This is a genomic window from Litoreibacter sp., assembly GCF_039974535.1.
Lineage (GTDB): Bacteria > Pseudomonadota > Alphaproteobacteria > Rhodobacterales > Rhodobacteraceae > Litoreibacter.
This window is the reverse complement of the sequence record NZ_JBDWIU010000003.1, coordinates 437,901-452,273: the sequence shown is the minus strand read 5'-3', so window position 1 is coordinate 452,273 and position 14,373 is coordinate 437,901. Positions and strand designations below refer to the sequence as shown.

The window sequence follows — 14,373 nt, the reverse complement described above, 5'->3', positions numbered from 1 at the left end:
GAGGCAAAAGCAAAAAGGCGGGATTGTTCCGCAATTTTCGAATTCATGGTTTCAGATTTGCTGCGCGTTGCATGAACGGCTGCTGTTTCCGCTGCCAGGCAGCATAAAACCTTTCGCCGCTTCGGAAAAATCTCTGCTGCGCGCGCATGCAGCGAAATTTTGACACTTCTGCAATGGGCTCTTCGCGGCCATTAGCCGCAGCTCCCATGAACGGCTGGTCTGGCAGCTTTGCCATTCACGGCATCCCACATAAACGGTTGGTATGCTGGAATTTCTGCGTTTGGCTCTTTGACCATTGCCGCTAAAGTAACACACTTCTTTTAGTGTTCCGTCGGTTCTGCAAACCAACTACGCCGTGCTCGCTACTTTGTTTGAGATGGAAGGCGGCAGATCAGCTCTTGGCAATCGAGTTTGATCCTTCTCAACTGGTTGGCTGCAAGCACGGCAAATGCGAGAGCTCCAAGGCTCAAAAGTTGTTTCTCTAGACTGCCTGCAGTCCAAACGACGGCAATGGTCGCGCATGTAATCAATACAACGCTCGAAAGAAACGCATCCTTGGCCTGTTTGTGCATGGTTTGCGCCACCTCCAATACTGTAGCACCATCTGCGTACTGTTTCTTGAAAAAACGTGTCGGCATGATCACTCCTTTAGGCTTTGCTGTGCAATTTCCTGAGCATCGACTTGGGTTAAACCTTCGCCCTGCTTGAGGCTCAGTTTCACAAGCAATTTCAAGAAAGCCGCAGCTTTTTCGGGGCTTTTTTCGATTAACGGAGTTGGAACCGTGCCAAGACCTGCGAGCAGTGCGTTTTCAACGATGTCTAACTCAGTGTCCCCAAGCGGGGTTTGCTTTCCTGTGAGAATCCACAAAGGTTCTTCGTTCATCAGATTGTGCAGTTTGATTAATATCGATGTTGGCACTTCACGTTCACCGCTCTCGTAACCCCGATAGGACCGATACGACGCGCCAATCGTTTCAGCAAAATCTTGCTGGTTTAGTCCGGTTTTCGCTCTGATTTCTTTCAGGCGCATGCCGATGCTCGTGTTTTCGCTAGACATTGGTAATATGTAGGTCCATATATTGACCTTAATGTCCAAATTTGGACATTAAGGTGCCTTTGAGGTCAAAAGTGTCTCAAAATGTATAACATCGCCGCAAAGAAAGGGAAGTCATGAGTGAAGCCATGTTGGAAACCAAAGATGTTGCGGAATGTCTTGGCCTTTCCGTGCGCCGTGTGCGGCGGCTCCTTTCGTCAAAGAAGCTGCGCCACGTTCGTATTGGGAGGCAGTTTTTTGTCCCCGAACAAGCCGTCCAGGAATTTCTATCCCAAAACATGGTCGAGACTTGCCTCGCTGATGAGAAGGGCAATCCTTGAAAGATCTAAAAGGCTTAGAGACGTTGTTTGTTTCACCGTCAGAGCGGAAGTGAAAACTGAGCTAGAGAGAAAAAAGAAGCCAGCCCAAACGGAGACATCTGCCATGCCCGCCAGAAAAGCTGTTTTGACCCAGACAGAACTGAAGCGCTATTTGGCCGCATACCGTGACGCGGGGATTCCTGTCGGGCGTACCGAAATTGGCCCAGATGGGACGGTGGTGATACATTCTGCGAGTGAGAACTCACCACCAACGATAAATGATTGGGACGCAGATTGAAAAAACGAGAAAAATATCCGGGCGCAAGCTCCTACAAGGATCGACACGGGAAACGCCGTTGGCGGTATAGGTCGCGCGGGTTCACTGCCGAACTGGGGTCTGACTACGGGTCAGATGAGTTTGAACAAAGGTATCAGGATGCCGGTAACCGCCAGAAATCGAAGTCTAGTGAAGGGGCAGGGGCTTCCCGCACAAAAGCTGGATCTTTGGATGATCTGGTCACCCATTTCTACAAGCTGCACTTTCCGACCATCAGCGAAAGCACACAGGCCGATTATCGCAGTGTCATCGAGCCTTTAAGGCTCAAACACGGCAAGAAGCGCATCGCGCATATGAAAATTCGGCACGTCATGGCCATCAAGGCGGAAATGCACGAAACGCCGATGCAGGCCAACAAGATGCTCAAACGGCTGTCTCAAATGATGGACCTTGCAGTCACGATGGATTGGGTTGCCGCCAATCCGGTCCTCGGTGTCAGTAAGTATGCGACAACGTCCGAAGGGTATCACTCATGGGACGAGGGCGAAATCGAACGCTACTACGAAGTTCACCCGCTGGGATCGCCTGCGCACATTTGCATGACTCTGATGCTCTACACAGGGGCCGCGAAGGTTGACGCGGTAAAGCTGGGACCAGCGAACGTCAAAGACGGGCGGATCGAATATCGCCGTCAGAAAACCAGTAAGAACCCAAGCGGGGTGCTGATCAGCTTGCCGATACATCCGGCCTTGGCAGAAGCTTTGGCGGCAAGGCCCGTCACGTTCACTTACCTTGAGACAGGCCATAACAAGGCTCGCTCTCGCAAGGGCCTTGGAACATCCATGCGCAAGTGGTGCGATAAAGCGGGCTTGCCGCTGTGTTCCTCACATGGCTTACGAAAAGCAATTTGCCGCCGTATCGCCGAGGCGGGTGGCACACCCTACGAAATCATGGCGGTTAGCGGCCACGTGACGCTGGCGATGGCTCAAAAGTACTGTGAGACGTTTGGGCGGCGGGACATGGCTGATTCAGCATTTTTGCGACTTACAGGCACGAAAGCGGAACAAAACTTGACGAACCACCCTGAAAGGTTCGTCAAAAAATCACCTAACACCTTAAAATAAAAGGATAATAAATGATGTTTGGTAGGCCCGGCAGGACTTGAACCCGCAACCAAAGCGTTATGAGCGCTCTGCTCTAACCAGTTGAGCTACAGGCCCACTAACAGCGATGGCTACCAGACGTAGAGGCGACGTCAAGCCTCTAAGCGATTGATTTGCGAAAGTATCGCCACTCGCCTAAAGATGTTCAAAATTTGGTTAAGGAAGAATTATGGACAAGTCATATCTTATCAAACGCTACGCGGTGGTTTCTTTAATCGCAATGATTGGCATGGCTGTCTTGAGCTACCTGATCGAGGTGTTTCTTAATCACGACATCGGTTCTGTGTCGGGAATGATTGCGGTGTTCATCCCGGCAATGGACGCGGGGCAAACCTATGTGCGTCGTGGTCACGGCAAGCCTGCCAATGGGTTCGCTTGGAAAATGTCGTTTATCTTTATGATCGTAAACCTTGTGATCGGTGTCTTACTAACCTCGTTGCTGTTCGCTGTAATGGGGGCGAGTGAAATGCTTGTGCTCCTCATCGGAGCGATGGAAAATCCCGTTTTCATGATTGTTTTGGCTGTAATGATGCTTGTTGGCGTTCTCGTGACCCGTCTTTTCATCGGCCTTGGTGCAAAAAACCAGTTGAAGTTGGAAGAAAAATTGGCCGCCAAAAAGCAGCCATAGACTCGCGCTCTAAGGCTTGATACTCGGACGCAACTCTAATCTGCTGCCGGATGTGACCCCATGACAAAGACACCCAAGAACGGTTTGACCTACGCTGATGCTGGTGTGGATATTGATGCAGGCAACGCGCTGATTGACCGGATCAAGCCCGCCGCCGCCGCCACGAAGCGATCTGGCGTGATGGAAGGTTTGGGCGGCTTTGGCGCATTGTTCGACCTGAAAGATGCGGGCTTCAAAGACCCGATCTTGGTATCTGCCACGGATGGCGTCGGCACCAAGCTGCGCATCGCTATTGATACCGGTCATTACGACACCATCGGCGTTGATCTTGTGGCCATGTGCGTCAATGATCTGGTCTGCCAAGGGGCGGAGCCTTTGTTGTTCCTCGACTACTTCGCCACGGGCAAGCTGGACTTGGACACGGCGACAACCATCATCAACGGCATTGCGGCGGGCTGCGAGGCCTCTGGCTGCGCGCTGATCGGCGGCGAGACCGCTGAGATGCCGGGCATGTATAGCGACGATGACTTCGATCTGGCCGGTTTCTCGGTTGGCGCGATGGAGCGGGGCACGGCATTGCCCGCAGGAGTGGCCGAGGGCGACGTGCTGCTTGGCTTGGCTTCTGCAGGCGTGCACTCCAACGGCTACTCGCTGGTGCGCAAGGTTGTTGAGGCATCGGGCAAGGGCTGGGACGACGCGGCACCTTTCGCAGAAGGCCAGTCTTTGGGCGAGGCGCTTTTGACGCCAACACGCCTATACGTGAAATCCGCCTTGGCGGCGGTGCGGGCAGGGGGCGTGCATGCGCTGGCTCACATTACCGGCGGTGGGCTGACCGAGAACCTGCCACGGGTTCTGCCCGAAGGCTTGGGTGCTGAAATTGATCTTGGCACTTGGGAGCTTCCAGGTGTGTTCTCTTGGATGGCTGGCGTGGCTGGCATCGAGGAGGCCGAGATGCTGAAAACCTTCAACTCTGGCATCGGCATGGTGCTGGCGGTTGACCCGCGCGCGGCAGAGGCGCTGACCTCCTTGCTGCAAGACGCAGGCGAGACAGTCTTCCGCATCGGTGCCGTCACCCCAAATGAGGGCGTGCGCTACACAGGCCGCCTGCTTTGATCAAAGTCGCCATATTGGTGTCTGGCGGCGGCTCTAACATGCTGACGCTATGCGACAGCATGGTGGGGGATCATCCGGCGCGACCCGTTTTGGTGCTGTCAAATGATCCCAAGGCCAAAGGGTTGGTGCGCGCGGCAGAGCGTGGCATCGCCACCGCCGCTGTGGATCACCGTCAATTTGGCAAGGATCGCGCGGCTTTTGAAGCGGAGCTGGTCAAGCTGCTTGATGCAGCCCAGCCTGACATCATTTGCTTGGCGGGCTTCATGCGGGTTCTCACGGCGGGTTTTGTGGAACGCTACGCAAGCCGGATGCTGAACATTCACCCGTCGCTTTTGCCGAAATACAAAGGCCTCCACACCCATGCCCGTGCCTTGGAGGCGGGGGATGCCGAAGCGGGGTGTTCTGTTCATATCGTCACTCCTGAACTGGATGATGGACCGATCTTGGGGCAGGCGAAAGTGACTGTGGAGGCTGGTGAAACGGCTGAAACCCTCGCCGCCAAGGTTCTGGTGCAAGAACATCGCTTGTATCCGGCTGTTTTGCGTCGATTTGCAGGTGGTGAGATGGGGCTTTTAGAGCTGGCCTGATGTGGTGCTTCCCTTTTTGTTAAAAAGCGCTTAAGAAGGTCTAACCTTTGGGGGCGGTCTGCAAAGAACAACAACATCAAGAGTTTACCCTAAGAGACCCTATGCCAGCAAACATCATCACGATCACCTCCACTGAGGAACTTGCAGCGTTCTGTGAACGTGCGAAAAGCTTCCCTTACGTAACAGTAGATACCGAGTTCCTGAGGGAGCGAACATATTACGCCAAACTGTGTTTGATCCAATTGGCGGTACCGGGTGATGATCGAAATGATGCGGTACTTGTTGACCCGATTGCGGGCGCTGATATGTCGCTTGAACCACTCTATGAGCTGTTTCGCGACGAGAGCGTTGTCAAAGTATTCCATGCCGCGCGCCAAGACCTAGAGATCTTCTATGTTGAGGGCGGTGTCATCCCGAAACCCCTGTTTGACACACAAGTCGCGGCTATGGTCTGCGACTTTGGCGAGCAGGTGGGCTACGAGACCTTGGTGCGCAAAATCGCCAAGTCCTCCGTCGATAAAACATCGCGCTTCACCGATTGGTCCCGCCGTCCATTGACCGACGCACAAAAGCTCTATGCTTTGGCGGATGTGACTCATTTGCGCGACATCTACGAATACCTTTCCAAACGCATCGAGCGGACGGGGCGCAAGCCTTGGGTGGAAGAGGAAATGGCGATCCTACGAGCGCCAGAGACCTATGTAGTTGACCCTGAAAACGCTTGGCGTCGGGTTAAAGTGCGCTCCAATGCGCCCAAATTCCTTGCCATCGTGCGTGAGCTGGCCAAGTTTCGCGAATCCTATGCACAAGAGCGCAACGTCCCTCGCAACCGCGTCTACAAAGATGATGCATTGCTGGAGATGGCGTCGACGAAACCCAAAGATGAGCGCGATTTGGGGAAATCCCGATTGCTACTGCGCGACGCGCGGAAGGGCCCAATCGCCGACGGAATCGTGAAGGCTGTGGCCGCAGGTTTGGCCTGCGCACCTGACAATATGCCAAAAGTGCCACCAGCGCGTGACCGATCAAACATGAACTCTGCTTTGGCAGACCTGCTGCGTGTCATGTTAAAGGCTAAGGCCGAAGAGGTCGGTATCGCCCAAAAACTGATCGCGACGGCGTCTGATCTGGACGATATCGCCCTGGGCGAACGGGACGTGCTCGCCTTGCAAGGCTGGCGCTCTGAAGTGTTCGGGCAGGACGCGCTGCGTTTGTGTGCTGGGCAATTGGCCCTGTCTTGCTCCGGAAATTCCGTAAAGATAATAGAGCTTTAAGCCTAGCCTCTAATGTATAGATTTAGCGGTTGACGGCGCGGCGGTTGCCTTGGCCGATAACCGTGATGGTGCGCACCTTGTTCAAGCGCGTTGTGGCTACAGCTTCGGCCACCAAGATTTCGCGTGATCGTTGTGGGCCTTGTGCGGTTCGAACCTTTGGTGGGCTCACACGGAACTCATAGGTCAATGTGCTAAGGTCATCGACGTCCACCTCAAGAAGTTCCGCGTTCCAGTACCCTTGCACCGGGGGAAGCCCCACGGCCTGAATGATCGCGCCCTCTGGTGTTTGCTTGATCTCTAGTGAAATCACCTGTGCCACAAAGGGGCGAGGGTCTCGCAAGAAGGCTTCATCCGTCACTTCGACCGTTTCTGCGCGGTCGCGGCCAAACCAGTTGAACGGATTTGCCCGAGAATCGCGGATACGACCACAGGCTGTTACAGTCAGGCTCATCGCCAGAATGGCTAAAATAGTACGTGTCATTGCTCGAAGTCCCTGCCTGCGCATGTGTTTCCCCATGAAGTAGCCTATGACGGGCGGCTTGAAAAGTCCGGCCTGCTCTGGACGGGGTGCATTTGGCAGGTTAACTCGGACCAACCGCGGATCAAGAGGTGCACAAACCATGGCGCAAGAGGCGTTTGAAGAGATCGTAGAGACGTTTGAATTCCTTGACGACTGGGAGGACCGCTACCGCCATGTGATCGACATGGGCAAGGGTATGGATCCGTTGGACGACGCGCTAAAAGTGCCCGCTTTAAAGGTTGATGGCTGCGCCAGTCAGGTGTGGTTGCACACGAAGACAGAGGATGGCCTGCTGACCTTCGACGGCGATAGCGACGCTATGATCGTGCGCGGGCTAATCGCGGTGCTGAAGGGGCTGTATTCAGGGCTGGAGCTAGCGGAGGTCGGCAAGGTTGATGCCTTGGCTGAGCTGGGCCGTCTTGGCTTGAATGAACACCTGTCCGCCCAACGCTCTAACGGGGTGCGGGCGATGGTCGAGCGCATTCGCCAAGTGGCGGCGGCCGCGTAAAACCTGGCTAAGACTGCGCTCCTAACGCAGCTTCCAAATCCCCATACCCCGTAAACCGGTACTCATAGTCTAACCCCAGAAAATCTGCGCAGGCCTTGGCCTTTTCTTCAAGGGCGGGGTCGCGGCTCTGGGCTTGGTAGACCAGTTTTTCATAATTGCCGAAGTACATATCCCGTAGGTCTGGATGGCGGTCCAAGCCTAGGGGCTTGGTCACGAATGCGTCGAATTGCCGGACCAAAAAGTCCGTTAGGTAGAAGGAGGTTATCTCTCCGAGTGCGGCGAATTCGGCGTTACCCTCATAGAAGCTGTAGCAATGGGGCCCTTCGACCATTTCGACGCCCATCTCGTCACAGGCGGCTTTTAGCTGCCCGCCGGTTCCGCAATCTGCGTAGACCACAAAGATCGTGTCGAAGTGGGGTTTGTGCTTTTCGACGGCGGCCTGCACCGCGGGGACTATTTTGTCAGGTGTGTTGTGCAAAATAGCGGGCAGGCAAGCGAGGGTCATGTGATCCCAGCCGCGCCCTTCCTTGATCGCCAAGATTTCCCGCGCGAGGGCACCGCATGCCAGCAGCAAGACTTGGCCCGCATCGTTTGGAGCCATGCCTTGGTCTCGCAGGACGATGTCGTCAGGTGTCGTCACGATCAAGCCTTTTGTGCAGCGCGCGGATTAACAAGCCAGCAAGCATTGCAAGGGGTAGCAGGGCAGGGATAGCTTGTGCGGCTTGCCCTTGTGGTTGAAGTTGGGAGAAGACGAACACAGTCAAACCAGCCGCCACAAGAACGTAGCATAAGATAAGGGCTAGGCGGGTGAACGGCATGGCTATCTCCATCAATGAAGGCCGATGATTGCGCTTAGAGGTTGGGGCGTCAAGCGAGGATATGAAACGAAAACGGGCCCCGCAGGGCCCGTTTTGATGGGGATGAGCCGCAGACTTAGCCAGCGCCAAGCTGGTTGTGTTTGCGGGCCATGAATTCCTTGGCGGTTTCCACCGCAACAGCCGCGTCACGGCAATATGAATCCGCGCCGATCGCCTTGCCAAATTCCTCGTTCAGGGGCGCGCCGCCAACCAAGACAGTGTAGTCGTCGCGCACGCCTTTCTCGACCATCGTGTCGATCACAACCTTCATGTAAGGCATAGTCGTGGTTAGCAGGGCGGACATGCCAAGGATGTCGGGTTGTTCCGCCTCCATGGCCTCGAAGTAGGACTCCACCGAGTTGTTGATCCCAAGGTCCACAACCTCGAAGCCTGCGCCTTCCATCATCATGCCGACAAGGTTCTTGCCGATGTCGTGGATGTCGCCTTTCACGGTGCCGATGACCATTTTGCCAACGCGCGGCGCGCCGGTCTCAATGAGCAAAGGCTTCAAGATGGCCATGCCGCCCTTCATGGCGTTGGCCGCCAGCAGAACCTCTGGGACGAACAATATACCGTCGCGAAAGTCGTTGCCCACGATGGTCATGCCGCCAACAAGTGCTTTGGTCAGGACGTCGTAGGGTTCCCATTTGCGCTCTAGCAGGATGTTCACGCCTTCTTCGATCTCTTCCTTGAGGCCATCGTAAAGGTCGTCGAACATCTGCGCGACAAGTTCTTCATCATCGAGTTCCGACAGGATGATATCGTCTTCTTCGTCTGACATGGCTTAGAACTCCTAGGCGTGCGCCACAGCGCAATCGTGAATATTATAAAGTGATGCGCTGCACGGCAGGGACGGGCGCGACGATTTGCGACATAGCGATGGCTGGCACCGACTTGATTTAGCGTTTTGATCTTAATTTATTACGTAGCGACATCATACCACTAGGCGGTGCATTCGTTTAACGATTGCGAAAGGGACGCAACCGCTCGTTCAAGCAAGACGGGTAGGCTAATCAGCAGCCTTTTACAATTCATGCGGTCCTGAATTGTTTTCATGACGTTGTTCGAGTTCGGTCATAATTGCCGAGACATTTCTTAGTAAGCGATTAACGGTACGTGCGGGATGTGGCTGAGCTTTTGGTAAATATTGGCCAAACGTAACCTGAGTAAAAAAGTCAGGTTGACGTTTCCGACTCAATCAGTCAGATATATTCACAACATCCAGCCACCCCATTCAAGCATTGGGGAAGCCCGATCATCGTTTGATAGAAGGACTTCCAAGATGCGCGATTCTAAAGAGCAATTGAAAGACGACATTCACGGTCCCCACACGACCCAGTTCAACCGACAGGCCGCAGAGTTTGCGCAATTTAGCAGCGTAGCGGACGGGTTTAGCCTGGAGTGGGTCCTTGACCAAATGCCACGACACGGCCTTGGCGACGGAGGGACCTCATCATGACGTTTCATCTGGCAAAAGAAGTTATGAACCCTGTGACCAACACTCTTCCGACTTATTCAGCGCAAGACCTCACGAAGAGTGGGGATCAAGCGCAGATCGTGCTTGGGGAACAAATTTACACACTGCGTATCACGCGGGCTGGCAAACTGATTTTGACAAAATGAGGTCTGCTGCTGAAAGCCGAGGCGGCGCGCCCGTGGGGGTCGTCACTGAACTCGGGAGTGTAGAAGCCGCATCCGTCATATACTTGCGCCTTTGGTGCGACGGTCCCAAAAGCCAAGAAAGCGTGTGGCATGACTTCGCATCTAGCTTTGGTGCGGATCAAGGGCGCAAAGTTCTCAAAGGCTTTGAGGATTTGTGCCGCCTTTGTGCCCAGCACGGTCGGCGGCCTTTGATGCGCCACTCGGTAAGCTGCAAATGTTTGGGCGCGGACGAATCCTGCTTTGCCAACTTCGTGGCTGCCGCCGCGACCGGCGACCGCAACGATGCCATGCTCATTGCTACATTGCTGGTTCGCCCAGATGTCGCCCCCCTCGTTACCTCTTTGGCGGCCGATTTTGGCCTAGCCTTGGAGCGTATGAACCTCTGTGCGCCTAAAGAAATGGATCGCAGGGCTCACCCACAAAAACCAAACTCCACAACACTTCACTGATCGGACACCCTATGAAGACTTCTTACCTTTCCACTACCGCCTTGCTGGTAGCTTTCGCTACCCCCACGCTTGCTGCCGAAAAGACGGAAGTTTTGACCACTTACGCGAATATCGCTGCCGCGAACTATGAAGACAGCTTGCTTACAGCAAAGACGCTGCAAACTGCGGTAAACACATTGCTCGCATCGCCTTCGGCCGAAAACCTGCAAGCTGCAAAAGCCGCTTGGTTCGCGGCCCGCGTGCCCTACCAACAAACCGAGGTTTTCCGCTTCGGCAACGCGATTGTTGACGACTGGGAAGGCAAAGTGAACGCTTGGCCGCTGGACGAAGGCCTGATCGACTATGTAGACGCCTCCTACGGCGGTGCATCCGACGAGAACGCCTTTGCGGCGCTGAACATTGTTGCAAACGCTAAGTTCACCCTGTCGGGTAAAGAAGTGGACGCGACACATATCACACCTGAGTTGCTGTCCGAGACTCTGCACGAAGCTGACGGCGTCGAATCCAACGTCGCAACTGGTTATCACGCGGTAGAATTCCTGTTGTGGGGGCAAGATTTGAACGGCCACGGCGCTGGTGCAGGCGCACGCGCTTGGACCGATTTCGCGGCAGGTGACGCATGCACGAATGACAATTGCGACCGCCGTGGCGAATACCTATCTGCTGCAACTGATCTGTTGGTGTCCGATCTCGAGTGGATGGCAGCGCAATGGGCAGAGGGCGGTGCCGCTCGTGCAGAAGTTATGTCTAACGACGACACTGGCGTGGCCGCGATCCTGACAGGTATGGGCTCGTTGTCCTACGGTGAAACTGCGGGCGAGCGTATGCGCTTGGGCCTGATGTTGAACGACCCTGAGGAAGAGCATTCCTGCTTCGCAGACAACACCCACAACGACCATTACTATGATGGTTTGGGCGTGCAGAACGTGTACTTGGGTGAATATATCCGTCTGGACGGCACGCTGGTGTCCGGCCCCTCACTGTCTGACTTGGTGCATGTCGCCAACGCGGATTTGGATGTGGAGATGAAAAGCAAGCTGGCAACAACGATGTTGTCTCTGGGCCGCATCAAATCCACTGCTGAAGCCGGTTTTGCGTACGATCAAATGCTGGAGCGGGGCAACGCCACGGGTGAAGCCTTGGTCATGGGCGGTGTGAATGGTTTGATCGATCAAACTCGTTCCATCGAGCGCGTGGTTTCGGCTTTGGGTCTCGACCAATTGGCGATTGAAGGCTCCGACAGCCTTGATGATCCAGAGGCCGTGTTCCAGTAGGTCTGGGCCATTGATCCGGGCGAAAGCCTAATTGAGCAAGGGCAGCGGATTGCGGGGAAACCCGAGATCCGCTGTACCGGTTTGCGACTACAGCCATCCTGCAACTCGGCCTTAATCAGGGCTCCTATCTAAAAGAATACGATGTACAATATATCGCGCCACGCATGGATCAAGCCAAGCAGCCTTGTGCTGTTGGTCTTGGGTTCCGGAACCGCAGCATTCGCCGATACAAAAGTTTGGGACCTCGGTGACCCTCATTTGAATATTATCCCTCGCACGGCGGAAGAGGCGTCGCGTATTGCGGACGTGACTGCCTTGGACACAGACTTTTCCAAGCCCAACCGCTTTGAAGCCAAATCCGCCGGTGCGGCAACGGTTCGCGCGATGCGCAATTCCAACGCCTTCTCACAGCCGTCAGGGAACACTACCTTCGAGGACGAGTTGAACTTCAAGGTCGGCAACGGGCTGTTTCGCAAGCTTTGGGTGTCCTCCCCCTCGTCGACCAAGGCGTCCGACGGGCTAGGGCCCATTTTCAATGCGCGTTCCTGCCAGCGGTGCCATATCAAAGACGGTCGAGGGCATCCTCCTGAGAATGCACAAGATAACGCGGTTTCGATGTTCCTGCGGATATCAATTCCCGGAACCATTGAGGATAATGTCGCGCAAATCGAGGACTATATTGCAACGCGTCCAGACCCGACCTACGGGTCGCAATTGCAAGACTTCGGGGTGCAGGGGTATCCCTCCGAATATCGTTTAGACATCACCTATGAAGAAGAGGTCATCACCTTGGCGGACGGTGTTGAGGTGTCGTTGCGCCATCCAACCTATATGGCCGCTGATCTTGGCTACGGCCCGCTGCATGAGGATGCGATGCTAAGCCCGCGCGTCACCCCGCAGATGATCGGTTTGGGACTGTTGGAGGCGATCCCCGCAGCGGACATCCTTGCCAAATCCGACCCTGATGACGCGAATGGGGATGGCGTGTCTGGTCGGCCCAATGTCGTGTGGTCATTGGAATTTGATCAACCCATGCTGGGCCGTTTTGGCCTAAAAGCAGGTGCGCCGACACTGAGGCACCAATCAGCCGCCGCGTTTTCCGGCGACATTGGGGTTTCCAGCCCGTTGTTTCCAGCAGGGGCGGGGGAATGCACTTTGGCGCAGACCGAATGCCAGAGCGCGTTGCACGGCGACGGCGACGATCGTGGAACGGAAATCGACGCAGAGGGTCTTGATCTTGTGACCCATTACAGCCGCAACCTTGGCGTACCTGCGCGGCGTGGGGCTGGGGATGCTCAAGTGCTGCACGGCAAGGAGCTGTTCTACACTTCCGGTTGCACCTCTTGCCACACGCCAAGCTACGTTACGCACCGCCTAAAGGATCAACCCGAACAGAGCTTTCAGTTGATCTGGCCGTATACCGATATGCTGCTGCATGACATGGGACCTGATCTGGCTGACAACCGCCCAGAGGCGCGCGCGACAGGGACTGAATGGCGCACGCCGCCGCTTTGGGGGATTGGCTTAACCGAGCAGGTGAGCGGGCATACTTATTTCCTACACGATGGCCGCGCTCGGTCGTTGTTGGAGGCCGTCATGTGGCATGGTGGGGAAGCGCAGGCACAGCGCGACGCCGTTGCCTTAATGACCACAAGCGACCGCGACGCATTGATCGCATTTTTGGAGAGCCTATGAAACAGATCGTCTTAGCCGCGTTGATGCTTTCAACCCCTGCGGCGGCCCTTGCGGATGCCTCTGGAGATATGATCAAAGAGGTCGTGGAGGAACATATTCTTCCGCGTTTTGACCAGCTTGCGGGTACGTCCGGCGCTTTGGCGGAGGTTGCCGCTCAAGATTGCGAGCCAAGCTCTCCTGCGCTTCGAGAGGCTTATGACACCGCGTTTGACGCATGGATTGCCGCAAGCCACTTGCGCTTCGGTCCGACGGAGGTGGGCGACCGTGCTTTCGCCTTGGCGTTTTGGCCCGACAGTAGGGGGGCGACGCCGCGCACGTTGGCCGAGCTGATCGCCTCGCGGGACCCTATTGCGCAAAACGTGGAAGATTACGGCGAGGTCTCCATCGCCGCGCGCGGGTTCTATGCGTTGGAGTTTTTGCTTTATGACAGCACATTAATGTCAGCGGGCGACGCTGAATATCACTGCGCACTGGTCAAAACCATCACTGCGGATATCGCCAATACAACACAGGATGTGTTGGGTGATTGGGCCTCGCGCTATGCCGAGACTATTCTGCATCCTAGCGAAACCGGTACTTACCGCTCGGAGGAGGAATCCCTTCAGGAATTGTTCAAGGCGCTGGCCACGGGATTGCAATTCACATCGGATACACGCCTTGGTCGCCCCTTGGGAACCTTCGATCGTCCACGCCCAACGCGGGCAGAAGCGCGACGCTCCGGCCGCTCGTCCCAACACGTTACGGTCAGCTTGACCTCGCTTCGGGAGCTGGGGGCGATGCTTTCGGGCGATGACGCAGAGTTAGCTAAATCTATCGATGATAGTTTTTCCAAGGCGCTGGCGGATTTGGGGAAGCTGGATGATCCGGTTTTTGCCAGTGTAGCTTCACCCGCTACGCGCCTTAAGGTCGAAATCATCCAGCAAGATGTGGACGCCATTCGTGCCCATGTGCGCGAGGAGTTGGGGCCAACCCTTGGGGTTGCTGCGGGCTTCAACTCGTTGGATGGCGACTGA

Annotated in this window: 18 protein-coding genes and 1 tRNA gene; 12 read left to right on the top strand and 7 right to left on the bottom strand. The window is 55.3% G+C overall.

The window, feature by feature from the left end; genetic code table 11:
- Nucleotides 1-362 precede the first annotated feature (362 nt).
- Nucleotides 363-638, bottom strand: coding sequence for a hypothetical protein (locus ABJN86_RS03320; protein WP_348377616.1), 276 nt, complete (start codon nt 636-638; stop codon nt 363-365).
- Between the two features lie 2 nt (nt 639-640).
- A complete protein-coding gene (locus ABJN86_RS03315) occupies nt 641-1,057 on the bottom strand; it encodes a helix-turn-helix transcriptional regulator (RefSeq protein WP_348431977.1) in 417 nt (138 codons plus the stop codon).
- 420 nt (nt 1,058-1,477) lie between these two features.
- On the opposite strand from ABJN86_RS03315, the gene ABJN86_RS03310 reads away from it, so the two are divergent.
- Nucleotides 1,478-1,651, top strand: a complete 174-nt coding sequence (locus ABJN86_RS03310) for a hypothetical protein (protein ID WP_162798509.1) — start codon at nt 1,478-1,480, stop codon at nt 1,649-1,651.
- Complete coding sequence (locus ABJN86_RS03305) at nt 1,648-2,754, top strand: tyrosine-type recombinase/integrase (protein ID WP_348364025.1); 1,107 nt, start codon at nt 1,648-1,650, stop codon at nt 2,752-2,754. Before ABJN86_RS03310 ends, ABJN86_RS03305 begins: the two co-directional genes overlap by 4 nt.
- 19 nt (nt 2,755-2,773) lie before the next feature.
- Here ABJN86_RS03305 and ABJN86_RS03300 read toward each other — a convergent pair.
- Nucleotides 2,774-2,850: transfer RNA gene (locus ABJN86_RS03300), tRNA-Ile, on the bottom strand.
- A 112-nt stretch (nt 2,851-2,962) separates the two neighbouring features.
- Between ABJN86_RS03300 and ABJN86_RS03295 the strand changes: the two genes are divergently transcribed.
- From ABJN86_RS03295 to rnd, 4 genes are all read left to right on the top strand, one after another.
- Complete coding sequence (locus ABJN86_RS03295) at nt 2,963-3,421, top strand: ABZJ_00895 family protein (RefSeq protein ID WP_348364027.1); 459 nt, start codon at nt 2,963-2,965, stop codon at nt 3,419-3,421.
- A gap of 60 nt (nt 3,422-3,481) precedes the next feature.
- Nucleotides 3,482-4,534: a phosphoribosylformylglycinamidine cyclo-ligase gene (gene purM / locus ABJN86_RS03290; RefSeq protein WP_348364028.1), complete on the top strand. Its 1,053-nt coding sequence runs from the start codon at nt 3,482-3,484 to the stop codon at nt 4,532-4,534.
- Nucleotides 4,531-5,121 carry a phosphoribosylglycinamide formyltransferase gene (gene purN, locus ABJN86_RS03285; protein ID WP_348364030.1) on the top strand — a complete coding sequence of 197 codons (591 nt, stop codon included), beginning with the start codon at nt 4,531-4,533 and terminating at the stop codon, nt 5,119-5,121. The genes purM and purN overlap by 4 nt, the downstream gene beginning before the upstream one ends.
- A gap of 113 nt (nt 5,122-5,234) precedes the next feature.
- Entirely contained in the window at nt 5,235-6,395 is a 1,161-nt protein-coding gene (gene rnd, locus ABJN86_RS03280) for a ribonuclease D (protein ID WP_348364657.1), read from the top strand.
- 22 nt (nt 6,396-6,417) lie between these two features.
- Here the strand turns inward: rnd and ABJN86_RS03275 are convergent, their stop codons facing one another.
- On the bottom strand, nt 6,418-6,876 hold the full coding sequence (locus ABJN86_RS03275; RefSeq protein ID WP_348364031.1) for a hypothetical protein: 459 nt from the start codon (nt 6,874-6,876) through the stop codon (nt 6,418-6,420).
- A gap of 139 nt (nt 6,877-7,015) precedes the next feature.
- Here ABJN86_RS03275 and ABJN86_RS03270 point away from each other — a divergent pair, with 139 nt between their 5' ends.
- Nucleotides 7,016-7,423, top strand: coding sequence for a SufE family protein (locus ABJN86_RS03270; RefSeq protein WP_348364032.1), 408 nt, complete (start codon nt 7,016-7,018; stop codon nt 7,421-7,423).
- Nucleotides 7,424-7,430: 7 nt separating this feature from the next.
- Here the strand turns inward: ABJN86_RS03270 and ABJN86_RS03265 are convergent, their stop codons facing one another.
- The 3 genes from ABJN86_RS03265 to ABJN86_RS03255 all read right to left on the bottom strand — a co-directional run bounded on the left by ABJN86_RS03265 (nt 7,431) and on the right by ABJN86_RS03255 (nt 9,061).
- Nucleotides 7,431-8,024, bottom strand: coding sequence for a DUF1638 domain-containing protein (locus ABJN86_RS03265; RefSeq protein ID WP_348364659.1), 594 nt, complete (start codon nt 8,022-8,024; stop codon nt 7,431-7,433).
- Between the two features lie 25 nt (nt 8,025-8,049).
- On the bottom strand, nt 8,050-8,241 hold the full coding sequence (locus ABJN86_RS03260; RefSeq protein WP_348364033.1) for a hypothetical protein: 192 nt from the start codon (nt 8,239-8,241) through the stop codon (nt 8,050-8,052).
- Between the two features lie 115 nt (nt 8,242-8,356).
- Nucleotides 8,357-9,061 (bottom strand): B12-binding domain-containing protein, encoded by a 705-nt coding sequence (locus ABJN86_RS03255; protein ID WP_348364035.1) that lies wholly within the window; start codon nt 9,059-9,061, stop codon nt 8,357-8,359.
- 674 nt (nt 9,062-9,735) lie between these two features.
- On the opposite strand from ABJN86_RS03255, the gene ABJN86_RS03250 reads away from it, so the two are divergent.
- The 5 genes from ABJN86_RS03250 (at nt 9,736) to ABJN86_RS03230 (ending at nt 14,373) form a co-directional block, all read left to right on the top strand.
- The gene (locus tag ABJN86_RS03250; protein ID WP_348364037.1) at nt 9,736-9,903 is read left to right on the top strand and encodes a hemin uptake protein HemP; all 168 of its coding nucleotides are present in this window, start codon (nt 9,736-9,738) and stop codon (nt 9,901-9,903) included.
- Nucleotides 9,900-10,391: a hypothetical protein gene (locus ABJN86_RS03245; RefSeq protein ID WP_348364038.1), complete on the top strand. Its 492-nt coding sequence runs from the start codon at nt 9,900-9,902 to the stop codon at nt 10,389-10,391. Before ABJN86_RS03250 ends, ABJN86_RS03245 begins: the two co-directional genes overlap by 4 nt.
- Before the next feature lie 11 nt (nt 10,392-10,402).
- On the top strand, nt 10,403-11,665 hold the full coding sequence (locus tag ABJN86_RS03240) for an imelysin family protein (protein WP_348364039.1): 1,263 nt from the start codon (nt 10,403-10,405) through the stop codon (nt 11,663-11,665).
- Between the two features lie 141 nt (nt 11,666-11,806).
- The gene (locus ABJN86_RS03235) at nt 11,807-13,360 is read left to right on the top strand and encodes a di-heme oxidoredictase family protein (protein ID WP_348364041.1); all 1,554 of its coding nucleotides are present in this window, start codon (nt 11,807-11,809) and stop codon (nt 13,358-13,360) included.
- Nucleotides 13,357-14,373 (top strand): imelysin family protein, encoded by a 1,017-nt coding sequence (locus ABJN86_RS03230; RefSeq protein ID WP_348364043.1) that lies wholly within the window; start codon nt 13,357-13,359, stop codon nt 14,371-14,373. Before ABJN86_RS03235 ends, ABJN86_RS03230 begins: the two co-directional genes overlap by 4 nt.

Bases quoted from the DNA above. Each gene is read 5' to 3' on its own strand.
- ABJN86_RS03320 (WP_348377616.1), bottom strand. From the start codon at position 638: ATGCCGACACGTTTTTTCAAGAAACAGTACGCAGATGGTGCTACAGTA.
- ABJN86_RS03315 (WP_348431977.1), bottom strand. From the start codon at position 1,057: ATGTCTAGCGAAAACACGAGCATCGGCATGCGCCTGAAAGAAATCAGA.
- ABJN86_RS03310 (WP_162798509.1), top strand. From the start codon at position 1,478: ATGCCCGCCAGAAAAGCTGTTTTGACCCAGACAGAACTGAAGCGCTAT.
- ABJN86_RS03295 (WP_348364027.1), top strand. From the start codon at position 2,963: ATGGACAAGTCATATCTTATCAAACGCTACGCGGTGGTTTCTTTAATC.
- purM (WP_348364028.1), top strand. From the start codon at position 3,482: ATGACAAAGACACCCAAGAACGGTTTGACCTACGCTGATGCTGGTGTG.
- ABJN86_RS03275 (WP_348364031.1), bottom strand. From the start codon at position 6,876: ATGACACGTACTATTTTAGCCATTCTGGCGATGAGCCTGACTGTAACA.
- ABJN86_RS03270 (WP_348364032.1), top strand. From the start codon at position 7,016: ATGGCGCAAGAGGCGTTTGAAGAGATCGTAGAGACGTTTGAATTCCTT.
- ABJN86_RS03265 (WP_348364659.1), bottom strand. From the start codon at position 8,024: ATGGCTCCAAACGATGCGGGCCAAGTCTTGCTGCTGGCATGCGGTGCC.
- ABJN86_RS03260 (WP_348364033.1), bottom strand. From the start codon at position 8,241: ATGCCGTTCACCCGCCTAGCCCTTATCTTATGCTACGTTCTTGTGGCG.
- ABJN86_RS03255 (WP_348364035.1), bottom strand. From the start codon at position 9,061: ATGTCAGACGAAGAAGACGATATCATCCTGTCGGAACTCGATGATGAA.
- ABJN86_RS03250 (WP_348364037.1), top strand. From the start codon at position 9,736: ATGACGTTTCATCTGGCAAAAGAAGTTATGAACCCTGTGACCAACACT.
- ABJN86_RS03245 (WP_348364038.1), top strand. From the start codon at position 9,900: ATGAGGTCTGCTGCTGAAAGCCGAGGCGGCGCGCCCGTGGGGGTCGTC.
- ABJN86_RS03240 (WP_348364039.1), top strand. From the start codon at position 10,403: ATGAAGACTTCTTACCTTTCCACTACCGCCTTGCTGGTAGCTTTCGCT.
- ABJN86_RS03235 (WP_348364041.1), top strand. From the start codon at position 11,807: ATGTACAATATATCGCGCCACGCATGGATCAAGCCAAGCAGCCTTGTG.
- ABJN86_RS03230 (WP_348364043.1), top strand. From the start codon at position 13,357: ATGAAACAGATCGTCTTAGCCGCGTTGATGCTTTCAACCCCTGCGGCG.